Consider the following 12,189-nt stretch of genomic DNA (forward strand, 5'->3'; position numbering starts at 1 on the left):
GGCTCAGGCGAGCAGCGCGGGCGCTCCCGTGGCGCGCGCCTCGCGCTCGAGCAGGCTGCGCTTGACCTCGAGGCCGTAGCGGAACCCGCCGAGGCTGCCGTCCGTGCGCAGCACGCGGTGGCACGGCACGAACAGCGCGGCGGCGTTCGTCGCGCACGCGCCCGCGGCGGCGCGCACCGCCGCGGGGCGGCCGGACAGCTCGGCGTACCGCGTGTACGTCACGGGGTCGCCGGGCTCGACCGTCCGCAGCACGTCCCAGGCGTGCGCGCGGTACGGCCCGGACGCCTGCCGCACGGGCACGGCGTCGATCGCGTGCACGTCGCCCGCGTAGTAGGCGCGTACCGCGGCGGCGGCCGTCGCGACGGCAGGGTCGTCGTCGGCGACCGACGTCACCTCCGCGGGCCGCAGCCCGGGGTGCACGAGCGCGACGAGATCGGCCGGGTCGGACGTCCACCCGGACGCGAGGACGGTGCCCTCGGGGTCGACGACGACCGTGAACGGGCCGTCGGGCGTGGCGAGCGTCGTCGTGACGGCGGCGGCTGCGCGCGCGTCGGTCGCCGGGGCGGCGGTGCGGGGTGCGGTGGTCACGGTGTCTCCTTCGCGGGGGCGGTGGTCATGGGGGCGGCGGCGCGCCACAGGTGCATCGCCGCGTACGAGCGCCACGGCGCCCAGCGCGCGGCGTGCGCGGTGAGCGCCCGGCGGTCGTCGGGAAGCCCGAGCGCGGCGGCGCCCGCGCGGAGCGCGAGGTCCCCGTCGAGCAGGACGTCGGGGTCGTGCAGGACGCGCAGCGCGACGTACCGGGACGTCCAGGGCCCGACGCCGGGCAGCGCCTCGAGCGCCGCGCGCTGGGCTGCCGGGTCGTCGGCGGGGGAGAGCGCGAGCGTGCCGTCGGCGAGGGCGCGCGCGGCGCCGAGGACCGCCGCGGTCCGCCGGGCGGGCCCGCGCACGTGGGCGGCGCCGTCCTCGGCGATCCGGGCCGGCGTCGGGAACAGGAGCGTCGGACCGAACCGGGAGGCGAACGGCGTCCCGAGCGCTGCCGCGAGCCGCGACAGGTGCGTGCGCGCGGCGGCGACGGAGATCTGCTGGCCGACGAGCGCGCGCACGAGGATCTCGGCGGCGTCGACCGCGCCCGGCACCCGGACCCCGGGCACGGCGCGCACGGACGCGGCGAGCGCGGGGTCCGCCACGAGCGCGGCGTCCACGGCGGCCGGGTCGGCGTCGAGGTCGAACAGGCGACGGACCCGGGCGATCGCCGCGGGCAGGTCCGCGACCGACGTCAGCTCGAGCTCCACGTGGAACCGTGCGGCGCCGCGCGGGCGCCCGGGCGGCGGGCCGTACGTCGCGCGGAACGCGCCCGGCCCGTGCGGCAGGGCGAGCGTGCGCGCGTAGGAGAGCACGGGCCCCGCGAGGTCGGCCACCTCGACGCCGTCGACGGCGCGCGCCGCGAGGAACGCGAACACGCCGGGCGCGTCGTAGGGCTCGCGCAGGGGGAGCGTGAGGTCGAGGACCGCCGGCGTCGCGCCGCCGGTCTCCGGGACGTCCGGGAGCGGGGAGGTCGTGCCGGCCCGACCGCCCGGACCGGTGCGGCCCGCGCGGTCGGGCCGCGCGCGGCGGCGCAGCTCGCTCGGCGTCGTGTCGAAGACCTCGGTGATCGTGTCGTTGAACTGCCGCACGCTCCCGAAGCCCGCCGCGAACGCGACGTCGGCGAGTCGCAGGTCGGTGCCCGTGAGCAGGGCGCGGGCGGTCTGGGCCCGCAGGGCGCGCGCGAGCGCGACCGGTCCCGCGCCGAGCTCCGCGACGAGCACGCGGTGGACGTGGCGGGCGGAGTAGCCGAGGCGCGCGGCGAGACCGTCGACGCCCTCGCGGTCCACGACCCCGTCGGCGACGAGCCGCATCGCGCGGGCGGACAGGTCGTGCCCGAGGTCCCACGACGGGGTGCCAGGCACGGCCTCGGGGAGGCAGCGCTTGCACGCGCGGTACCCCGCCTCGTGCGCGGCCGCGGACGTGCGGAAGAACGTGACGTTCTCGGGCCGGGGCGTGCGCGCCGGGCACGACGGGCGGCAGTAGATGCCCGTGCTGCGCACGGCGGTGATGAACTGGCCGTCGAACCGGCGGTCCCGCGACGCGATCGCGCGGTAGCGCTCGGTGAACGCAGGGTCCCGGGCCGGGTCCGGTGCGGTCTGCGGCGTCGTGCGCGCGGCCGTGGTCGTCGTGGTCATGACTCGATCCTCACCCGCCGGGCACGCCGTGGCTAGCGGGATTCGGACACGGCGGTGAACGACGGCGGTCGGCGGGTGGGTGCGTCGTCGGCCCGGGTGCCGGGCCCCTGGATCCCGCACCGCGAGCCACCGTCAGACGCGGGCGTCGAGCCAGTCGAGCACCTCGCGCAGGTACGTCGAGCGCGCGGGCTCGGGCGACAGCGCGAGGTCGTGCGCGCCGCCCTCGACGCTCACGACCGTGACGTCGTCGCCCAGGCGCGCCGCGCGCGAGGTGATGTGCCCGACGTCGAGCACGCTGTCGGTGGTCAGCAGCTCCGGGTGCCAGCCCGTCGCCGGGCCGCTGCGCGCGGACGCGAGCACGAGCACGGGGCAGTCGACGTGCAGCCCGCGGGCCACGCGCGCGTGCGCCCGGCGCACGGTCCGCAGGAACCCCGCGCGCACGGGGAAGCCCTCGAGCGGCTTCCACGCGAGGTCGAAGTCCCACTCCCCGCCCGTGCTGGAGTGCAGGGCCTGCGCCCAGTGCGGGTCGAGCCCGCCCACGACCAACCGCGGGGCGACCCGCCCGACGACGTCGACCACCCACGTCACCGGCCCGCGGTACACCCACGGCTTGTTGAGCTCGAACCACGGGCTGTTGAGCACGAGCGCCGCGAGCCGGCCGGGCCGCGCGTCGGCCCACAGGCTCGCGACCAGCCCGCCCGTCGAGTGCCCCAGCACGACGAGCCGCTCGTGCCCCTCGGCGCGGACCGCCCGCGCGGCGGCGTCGAGATCCTGCGCGTACACGGCGAGGTCGGTGACGAAGTTCGGGTCGTCGTCGGGCCGCGACGGCGCCCCCGAGCCCTTGCCGATCGAGCGCCCGTACCCGCGCAGGTCGAGCGCGTAGAACCGGTACCCGCGCGCCTCGACCGCCTCCGCGACGTGGGTCTGGAAGAAATAGTCGATGAAGCCGTGCACGTAGAGCACGGCGGGGCGGTCCCCGCCGGGCTCCGTCTCGCGGCGCACGAGGGTCGCGACCGCGCCGTCCGGCAGGTCGAGGTCGCGCGCGACCCAGTCGCCGCCCAGCACGTCGGGGCGCCACCCGCCCGCTCGTCGCGTCCCGTCCACCGAAGCCTCCTCGCCGCCGACCCGTCCGACGTGCCAGGGTCCCACGACGGGCGCGTCCGTGGAGGGCCGACAGGCGGGTGCGGAGGTACCGTGGCGCGCGTGACGAGCGAGATCATCGCCCGCGTCGATGACGGCGTCGGGCACCTCACCCTGGACCGGCCCCGGGCCCTCAACGCCCTCGGGTACACGATGCTCGGCGAGATCGCCGACGTGCTCGACGCGTGGCGCCTCGACCCGACGGTGCGGCTCGTGCTGCTCGACGGCGCGGGCGACCGCGGCTTCTGCGCGGGCGGCGACGTCCGTGAGCTGCGCGCGTCGGTCGTCGCCGGCCGGCAGTCCGACGCGCGGCGCTACTTCCGCCGCGAGTACGCCGTGGACGCGGCGCTCGCGGAGCTGCCCGTGCCCGTCGTGACGATCATGGACGGCATCACGATGGGCGGGGGCGTGGGCCTCGGCGCGCACGCGCCGGTGCGGGTCGTCACGGAGCGGTCGCGCGTCGCGATGCCCGAGACGCGGATCGGGTTCACGCCCGACGTCGGCGGGTCGTGGCTGCTCGCGCGCGCGCCCGGGCGCCTGGGCGAGATGCTCGCGCTCGGCGCCGTGACGATGGACGCCGCCGACGCGATCGTCGCCGGGCTCGCCGACCACTACGTGCCGAGCGAGCGGCTGCCCGTGCTCGTCGCCGACCTCGCCGCTCTCGCGGCCGCGGGCGTCGACCCGCTCGACGTCGAGGACGTGCGGGAGGTCGTGCGCCGCCACGCGCTGCCCGCGCCCGTGTCCGGGCTCGTCGCGCGCCGCTCCGTCATCGACGCGGTCTACTCGGCGCCCACGGTGCCGGAGGTCGTGGCGCGCCTGCGGGCGGCCGCCGCGGACGGGGACGAGCACGCGGGCGCCGAGGCGGACGAGCTCGAACGCCTGTCGCCCACCGCGGTGACCGTGGCGCTCGCCGCGGTCCGCAGCGCGCGCACGCTGCCCGACCTGCGCTCGGCCCTCGAGCAGGAGTACCGGCTCGTCTCGTGGTTCGTCGACACCCAGCCCGACCTCGTCGAGGGGATCCGCGCGCAGGTGGTCGACAAGGACCGCGACCCGTCGTGGCGGCCCGCGACGCTCGCCGAGGTCGACCCCGGCGTCGGCGCCACGGCGCTCGCGTACGAGCCCGCGGAGGCGCTGTGGGACGACGCCCTGAGCCCGCGGCTCGCGCGCCGCGCCGTCGAGGCCGTGGCGCGGCGGTTCAGCGAGGACGAGCCGACGCCGGACGATCTGACGGAGCTGATCGACGACCTCGTGGTCGAGCTCGTCGAACGGCACGACGACGGCGGCATGATCGTCCACCTCGCGGACTCGTGCGGCGGGCACTTCCTCGACGGCTACTGGCCCGCGGTGCGGTTCGACGCCGTGGGCGACGTCGTCGAGGTCACCGTCGAGTCCTGACCGCCCGCGGTGCGGTCCCGCCAGGACGCCGAAGCGGCCACGCCGAGCAGGCGTGACCGCTTCGGGTCGGTGTCAGGGACCGGTGGTCAGACGAGCGCCTGCTGCCACTCGATCAGGTCCGCGATCTTCTCGACGAGCGTGTCGTCCTGGAGACCGTGCGCCTTGCCCTTGGCCTGCTTGAGGACCTTGATCGCCCCGGCGTGGTCGCCCGCGTCGGCAGCGGCCTCGGCCCGGTCGAGGTAGTCCGCCACGTCGCCGCCGAGCTTCTCCGCGCGGTTCGAGCCCGTGGAGAGCGACGTGACGATGCCGTCGACCTCCTTGAAGGTGACGCAGTCACCGCCGCCGCTCACCTTGCCGGCCGTCCACTCGATGCCGCCCGTGAGGTGCGCGAGGAAGACCGGGTCGGAGTACGACGAGTCGACGTGGCCGGCACCCTCGTACCAGGACCGCCCGCCCTCGAAGTTGTGGCACCAGGCGATCGGGTGGTCGGCGCCCATGGCGTCTCGGCCGGGGTTGTAGGTCGACTCGTCCAGGGTGATGAGCACGTGGACGTCCTCACGCGGGTTGCTCGTGAAGTTGTACCACTCGTCGAACCGCGTCCACTCCGCGGGCAGCATCTCGGTCGACGGGTGCGCGGGGCTCTCGACCCGCATCGTGGCCGTCTGCTGGGCCGGGTGGCTCGCGAACCGGGCCGACCCGCCGCTCAGCTGGCTGTACCACGGCACCGCGTGCATGGTGTCGGTCGCGGCGTGCAGGCCCACGTACCCGCCGCCGTCGCGGATGTAGCCCTGGAGGGCCGTGAGCTCCGAGTCGTTGAGCAGGCGCGGGCGCGCCGGGTCCTGGTTGTTCGTGCCGTCGACCGGGGACGCGAAGACGATCGTCGCGTACTGCGCGAGGTCCTCGGCGCTCGTGAACGGCGTCGAGGTGAGCGTCAGCTCGGGCTGCCGCGAGTCCCAGACGTCGACGGTGAACCCGCGCTCCTCGCCGATGGCGATGACCGCCTCGGTCGTCTCGTCGATGTGGGAGTGGCGGAAGCCCAGGGTCTCGCCGACGACGAGGACCTTGTACTCGTCGTCGCTCGCGCTCGCCGGGATCGCGGCGACCCCGACGGCGAGTGCGCTCGCTGCTGCGGTGAGACCAGTGGCCAGGCGCCAGGCGTGATGCTTCATGGTGACTCCTCGTTGAGTGAACCGGTAACGCCCCCGGCCGTCGGGTGCCTGGGGCACCTGGCGCTTCGGGCGACGATATCCCGCTCTGCGCGCAAAAGGCAATGCCATTGAACAAAAAGATCCCGACCAGATGGTCGTCCTCCTCGGCGCCTCGGAGGGCGACGCTCCCGGACGCCCGCGGGCGGCGCCCCGGCCCTGGCGCGGCCGCACGTGACGTGCGAGCCGCGCCCGGGCCCTCGGGCGACGCGACGTCGAGCGGTCAGCGGGCGGTCGCGCGCGCGGCCGCGAGGACGACGTCCGTCACCGCGTCGGGCCGCGACACGGAGACGGCGTGGGACGCGTCGACCTCGACGGTCGTGGCCCCGGCGCGCTCGGCCATGAACCGCTCCGACTCGAGCGGGATCGCGAGGTCCTGGCGCGCGACGAGGCTCCACGACGGGATCGTCCGCCACGCGGCGGCGCTCGCCGTGTCTGCCAGTGCCTGGCCGATGATCGGTCGCTGCGTGGCCGCCATGAGTGCGGCCGTGCCGGCCGGGACGTCCGCGGCGAAGACCTCGCGGAACCGGTCCTGGCGGATGGAGAGGTCGTCCCCGGTGCCGCCGTCCGGGGTCGGGGCGGGGACGGCCTCGAGGGCCGCGCCGAGCTCGGCGCCGGGGAACTTCGCGGCCAGCTCGCCCGTGCTCTCGCCGACCTCGGGGAGGAAGCTCGCGACGTACACGAGCGCGGTCACCTGGTGGTTGCCCTCGGCGGCGACCGTCATGACCGTGCCGCCGTAGGAGTGCCCGACGAGGACGACGGGCCCGTCGACGCCCGCGAGGACGCTGCGGAGGTAGGCGGCGTCGTGCTCGAGGCCGCGCAGGGGGTTGGCGACGGCGATCACGCGGTGCCCGGCGGCCTGCAGGGCTGGGATCGAGCCGTTCCAGCTCGAGGAGTCGGCGAACGCGCCGTGCACGAGGACGACGGTCTGCTGCGTGGTGGTGGTCATGGCGATCTTCCCTTCCCATCGGGTCCGGGGCCATCCCGGTACGCGCCTCCAACCTCACCGGTATGCAATATATTCCATGCGAGCGACCGCGGGCCGGGAGGCGAGGAAGAATGGGGCTGTGCCCATCCCTCCACACTCGCCCGCGGTCGGTCGCACGCTCCTGCGCGACGACGTCTACACCCGGCTCCGGGACGCCATCATCGACGGCACCCTCGAACCGGGGGAGCAGCTGCGCGACGTCGAGCTGGCCGCCTGGCTCGGCGTGAGCCGGACGCCTGTGCGCGAGGCCCTGCTGCGGCTCGCGCGCGGCGGCCTCGTCGTCGCGCGTCCGGGGCGGTCCACCGTCGTCAGCTCGCTCGACCTGCGCGCGCTGCGCGAGGCGCGCGACGTCGTCGCCGCGATGCACCAGCTCGCCGTGCGCCAGGCCGTCCCCCTGCTCACCGACGCGGACCTCGACGCGATGCGCGACGCCGCACGCCGCTTCGCCGCGGCCGTGGAGACGGGCGACGTGGACGCGGCGATCGCCGCCGACGACGACCTCCACGGCGTCCCGGTCGAGGTGGCCGGGAACCGGGCGGTCGTCGCCGTGCTCGAGCAGTTCACGCCGGTCCTGCGCCGGGCCGAGCGCCTGCGCTTCGCCGCGCCCGACGCCCAGGGGTCCCTCGGACGCCACGACGAGCTCGTCCGCCTGTGCGCCGCGCGGGACGCCGACGGCGCGGCGGCTGTCGCCGCCGGGCTCTGGTCGAGCCTTCCGGACGCCGACTGACGCACGACGGCGCCGGGTCGACCCCGTACGGGGCGGCCCGGCGCCGTGGCGTCGGTCGGCGGGGCGTCACCGGCGTGCGGTGTCGCCCCGCGCGGAAGTCACTCCGAGGGCGGGCGCAGGCGCGTCGCGTCGTCGATCTCGTCGTCCGGGCCGCCCGGCGCGCCGGTGTCCGGTGCCGCGCCGCCCGGCTGGGGCGGGAGCGGCTGCGTCGGGGCCGGCTGCTGGTACGGCGGCAGCGGCTGGGTCGCGCCCGGCTGGGCCGGCAGGGGCGTCGTCGGCGAGGACTGCGGGTGCTGCGGCGCGCCCGGAGGGGTGAACGGCGCCGCACCCGGCTGCCCGCCCTGCTGGGGCGGGGCCGGCGGCCCGGGCGCGTACTGCCCCGGTGCCGGAGGCTGTGCCCCGTACCCCTGCGGACCCGGCTGGCCGGGCTGCTGCGGGCCCGGGTACTGGCCCGGCTGCTGGCCGGGATACGGGGACTGCTGCTGTCCGGGGTACTGAGGCTGCTGCTGTCCGGGGTGCTGAGGCTGCTGCTGGCCGGGGTACTGGCCCTGCTGGGGTCCCTGCGGGCCGGGGTAGGCGCCGGGCTGACCCGGGTACGCGCCCGGCTGCGCCGGGTGGCCGGCCTGCTGGCCGGGGTACTGGCCCTGCTGACCCGGGTACTGGCCCGGCTGGCCGGGGTACTGGCCCTGCCCCGGCTGCTGGCCGCCGGCGTACGCGCCCGGCTGGCCGCCCTGCGCGAAGCCCGCGGCCTGGCCGTCCTGCGTGCCGGGCTTCGAGCGGAGCACGAGCCACAGCACGAGGCCGATGATCCCGAGCAGCACCACGCCGCCGAGCACGAGCCAGATCCAGGCCGACGAGCCGGAGTCCGACGCGTCCGCCGAGCCGTCGCCGGTGTCGGGCACCGCGGCGCCGTCGGAGTCCGACGTCTCCTCGTCGGAGCCCTCGTCGCCCGAGCCCGCCGAGCCGCCCGCGACCGCGGAGCCGCGCGCCGTCATCTCGTTGGTCTCGCCCACGACGGGCGTCCAGGTGACGGTGTTGCCGTCGATCTCGCCGTTCGACTCGGTGACCTCACCGGGGAACGTGATGGCGATGCGGATGTCGAGGCTCTCCATCATCTGCCGCGTCATCTCGTCGCTCGTGGCGTCGCCCGTTTCGGGGTCGAACTCCTCGTCCGTCATGTCCATCGACCCGCTCACGACGTACTCGTCACCCTCGCGCGTGACGGAGATCGAGTCCGCCGCGCCGGAGTCGAGCTGCGCGATCGGCTGGTCGGCGTACGCGATCCGGGTGCCCGTGTAGCCGTCCTCGGCGTACGGCTCCTGGGTCGCGCCCTCGGGCAGGTCGGACTCCATCTCGGAGCCCATCTGGTCCCACATCTCCTGCGGGTCCATGTCGAGGGACTGCGCGAGCTCGTCCGAGAACGCCATGACGACGCTGCCGTCGAACGTGTCGTCCTCGTTGAGGGTGATGGCCATGTCCATCCGCATGCACCCCGTGAGGAGGAGTGCGAGGGTGGCGAGGAGGGCGCCGAGGCCGAGTCGTCTGCGCAAGGGTGTGGAGTTCACCGGGCCAGCATGTCGCGGATCGTCGCCCGGGGCGAGGGTCGATGCCGATTTGAGACGGAATGCGGCCGGAGTTCATCCGCTCCTCGGGGTCCCCGCGGCGCCCTGGAGGGCGGGAGACGTGCCGAGGGAAGTTGAGCGGAATACACTCAACTTAGGAGTCGTTCCACTGGTCAGACCATCTTTTCGCGCAGCACACCGGAGCACCTATGGAAACGAAGTTCACGACCATGTCGCAGCAGGCGATCGGCGAGGCGATCCAGACCGCGTCGGCCGCCGGCAACCCGCAGCTCGAGCCGACCCACCTCCTCGCCGCGCTGCTCACCCAGGAGGGCGGCGTCGCCGTCGGGCTGCTCGACGCCGTCGGCGCCGACAAGCAGGCCGTCGGGCAGAAGGTCCGCGCGGCCCTCGTCGCGCTGCCCACCGCGAGCGGGTCCGCGGTCGCCCAGCCGACGGCGTCGCGCGCGACGTCCACCGCCCTCGACAACGCCGCCAAGGAGGCACAGGCGCTCGGGGACGAGTACGTCTCGACGGAGCACCTCCTGCTCGGCATCGCGGCGGGGTCGTCGCAGGCCGCGACCATCCTCCAGCAGGCAGGCGCCACGGTGGACGCGCTGCGCTCGGCTCTCCCGGCCGTGCGCGGGAGCGCGCGCGTGACGAGCCCCAACCCCGAGGGCACCTACAAGGCGCTCGAGCAGTACGGCACCGACCTCACCGCCGCTGCCGCCGAGGGCCGTCTCGACCCCGTCATCGGGCGCGACGCCGAGATCCGGCGCGTCGTGCAGGTGCTGAGCCGCCGCACCAAGAACAACCCGGTGCTCATCGGCGAGCCTGGCGTCGGCAAGACGGCCGTCGTCGAGGGGCTCGCGCAGCGCATCGTCGCGGGCGACGTCCCGACGTCCCTCCAGGGCAAGCGGCTCGTGTCGCTCGACCTGGCGAGCATGGTCGCGGGCGCCAAGTACCGCGGTGAGTTCGAGGAGCGCCTCAAGGCCGTCCTGGAGGAGATCAAGTCCTCCGACGGCGAGGTCGTCACGTTCATCGACGAGCTGCACACGGTCGTCGGCGCGGGCGCCGGCGGCGAGGGTGCCATGGACGCGGGCAACATGCTCAAGCCGATGCTGGCGCGCGGCGAGCTGCGCCTCGTGGGCGCCACGACGCTCGACGAGTACCGCGAGTACATCGAGAAGGACCCCGCGCTCGAGCGCCGGTTCCAGCAGGTGTTCGTGGGCGAGCCCTCGGTCGAGGACACGGTCGCGATCCTGCGCGGCCTCAAGGAGCGGTACGAGGCGCACCACAAGGTGACGATCGCCGACTCGGCGCTCGTCGCCGCGGCGTCCCTCTCCGACCGGTACATCACCGGGCGCCAGCTCCCGGACAAGGCGATCGACCTCGTCGACGAGGCGGCGTCGCGCCTGCGCATGGAGCTCGACTCGTCCCCGGTCGAGATCGACGAGCTCCAGCGGGCCGTGACGCGCCTGGAGATGGAGGAGGTCGTGCTCTCGGAGTCGACCGACCCGGCGTCGCTCGAGCGGCTCGAGAAGCTGCGCGCCGACCTCGCGGACCGGCGCGAGGAGCTCGCCGCGCTCACGGCGCGGTGGGAGGCCGAGAAGGCCGGGCACAACCGCGTCGGCGAGCTGCGCGCCAAGCTCGACGAGCTGCGCGTGCAGGTCGAGCGCGCGATCCGCGAGGGCGACCTGGAGACCGCGGGCCGCCTCCAGTACGGCGAGATCCCGCAGGTGCAGCGCGAGCTCGACGCGGCCGAGGCGGAGGAGCGCGCGGACGACGCGCTCGCCGCGTCCGGCCAGGAGCCCGCCCCGATGATCGCGGACAAGGTCGGCGCGGACGAGATCGCGGAGGTCGTCTCCGCGTGGACCGGCATCCCCGCGGGCCGCATGCTCCAGGGCGAGAGCGAGAAGCTGCTGCACATGGAGGACGTCATCGGCGAGCGCCTCATCGGCCAGCAGGCCGCGGTGCGCTCGGTGTCCGACGCCGTGCGCCGCTCGCGAGCGGGGGTCGCCGACCCGGACCGCCCCACGGGCTCGTTCCTCTTCCTCGGCCCCACGGGCGTGGGCAAGACGGAGCTCGCGAAGTCGCTCGCGGACTTCCTGTTCGACGACGAGCGCGCCATGGTGCGCATCGACATGTCCGAGTACTCGGAGAAGCACTCGGTCGCCCGGCTCGTCGGCGCGCCCCCGGGGTACGTCGGGTACGAGGAGGGCGGCCAGCTCACCGAGGCCGTGCGGCGCCGGCCGTACTCGGTCGTGCTGCTCGACGAGGTCGAGAAGGCGCACCCGGAGGTCTTCGACATCCTGCTGCAGGTGCTCGACGACGGCCGCCTCACCGACGGCCAGGGCCGCACGGTCGACTTCCGCAACGTCATCCTCGTGCTCACCTCGAACCTCGGCTCGCAGTTCCTCGTGGACCCGATGCTCGACGACGCGGCGAAGCGCGAGGCCGTCATGAGCACGGTGCGGGCGTCCTTCAAGCCCGAGTTCCTCAACCGCCTCGACGACGTCATCGTGTTCGAGCCGCTCACGCTCGACGAGCTCGGCCGGATCGTCGACATCCAGGTGGCCGGCCTCGCACGTCGCCTCGCCGACCGGCGCATCACGCTCGACGTGACGACCGCCGCCCGCGAGTGGCTCGCGCTCGAGGGCTTCGACCCCGCGTACGGGGCGCGCCCGCTGCGCCGCCTCGTGCAGCGCGAGATCGGCGACCGCCTCGCGCGGATGCTCCTCGCGGGCGACGTGAGCGACGGCGACGTCGTGGCCGTGGACCGCGACCCCGAGGCCGAGGGGCTGACCCTGACGACCGAGGTCCTCACGGCCTGACGACGCGGCCCGGCGACGCGGGCGACGGGGCCGTGCCGGCGACCGGGCCCGCCCCCCGCCCCGGCCCCACCCCCGCCCCCCCCGGGGCGGCGCCCGCCGGCCCGGGGCATAAACGGGCCGGG

At 75.4% G+C, this 12,189-nt stretch carries 9 protein-coding genes; 3 read left to right on the top strand and 6 right to left on the bottom strand.

Annotated elements, in window-relative coordinates; all coding sequences use genetic code 11:
- Positions 1-3 precede the first annotated feature (3 nt).
- The 3 genes from GYH36_RS10220 to GYH36_RS10230 all read right to left on the bottom strand — a co-directional run bounded on the left by GYH36_RS10220 (position 4) and on the right by GYH36_RS10230 (position 3,323).
- Positions 4-588, bottom strand: coding sequence for a methylated-DNA--[protein]-cysteine S-methyltransferase (locus GYH36_RS10220; RefSeq protein WP_162289790.1), 585 nt, complete (start codon positions 586-588; stop codon positions 4-6).
- Positions 585-2,219 (bottom strand): AlkA N-terminal domain-containing protein, encoded by a 1,635-nt coding sequence (locus tag GYH36_RS10225; protein ID WP_162289791.1) that lies wholly within the window; start codon positions 2,217-2,219, stop codon positions 585-587. Before GYH36_RS10225 ends, GYH36_RS10220 begins: the two co-directional genes overlap by 4 nt.
- A gap of 132 nt (positions 2,220-2,351) precedes the next feature.
- The gene (locus tag GYH36_RS10230; protein WP_162289792.1) at positions 2,352-3,323 is read right to left on the bottom strand and encodes an alpha/beta hydrolase; all 972 of its coding nucleotides are present in this window, start codon (positions 3,321-3,323) and stop codon (positions 2,352-2,354) included.
- Between the two features lie 99 nt (positions 3,324-3,422).
- On the opposite strand from GYH36_RS10230, the gene GYH36_RS10235 reads away from it, so the two are divergent.
- Positions 3,423-4,754: an enoyl-CoA hydratase/isomerase family protein gene (locus tag GYH36_RS10235; protein WP_312028588.1), complete on the top strand. Its 1,332-nt coding sequence runs from the start codon at positions 3,423-3,425 to the stop codon at positions 4,752-4,754.
- Between the two features lie 86 nt (positions 4,755-4,840).
- Here GYH36_RS10235 and GYH36_RS10240 read toward each other — a convergent pair whose 3' ends face one another.
- On the bottom strand, positions 4,841-5,923 hold the full coding sequence (locus GYH36_RS10240; RefSeq protein WP_155097986.1) for a ThuA domain-containing protein: 1,083 nt from the start codon (positions 5,921-5,923) through the stop codon (positions 4,841-4,843).
- Positions 5,924-6,182: 259 nt separating this feature from the next.
- A complete protein-coding gene (locus tag GYH36_RS10245; RefSeq protein ID WP_162289793.1) occupies positions 6,183-6,908 on the bottom strand; it encodes an alpha/beta fold hydrolase in 726 nt (241 codons plus the stop codon).
- Between the two features lie 118 nt (positions 6,909-7,026).
- Here GYH36_RS10245 and GYH36_RS10250 point away from each other — a divergent pair, with 118 nt between their 5' ends.
- A complete protein-coding gene (locus GYH36_RS10250; RefSeq protein WP_312028589.1) occupies positions 7,027-7,674 on the top strand; it encodes a GntR family transcriptional regulator in 648 nt (215 codons plus the stop codon).
- A gap of 98 nt (positions 7,675-7,772) precedes the next feature.
- On the opposite strand, the gene GYH36_RS10255 is transcribed toward GYH36_RS10250, so the two are convergent.
- Positions 7,773-9,239, bottom strand: a complete 1,467-nt coding sequence (locus GYH36_RS10255; protein WP_162289795.1) for an LppM family (lipo)protein — start codon at positions 9,237-9,239, stop codon at positions 7,773-7,775.
- Between the two features lie 206 nt (positions 9,240-9,445).
- Here GYH36_RS10255 and clpB point away from each other — a divergent pair, with 206 nt between their 5' ends.
- Complete coding sequence (gene clpB / locus GYH36_RS10260; RefSeq protein ID WP_162289796.1) at positions 9,446-12,067, top strand: ATP-dependent chaperone ClpB; 2,622 nt, start codon at positions 9,446-9,448, stop codon at positions 12,065-12,067.
- Positions 12,068-12,189 lie beyond the last annotated feature (122 nt).

The sequence above is a fragment of the Cellulosimicrobium composti genome, assembly GCF_010287905.1.
Lineage (GTDB): Bacteria > Actinomycetota > Actinomycetes > Actinomycetales > Cellulomonadaceae > Cellulosimicrobium > Cellulosimicrobium composti.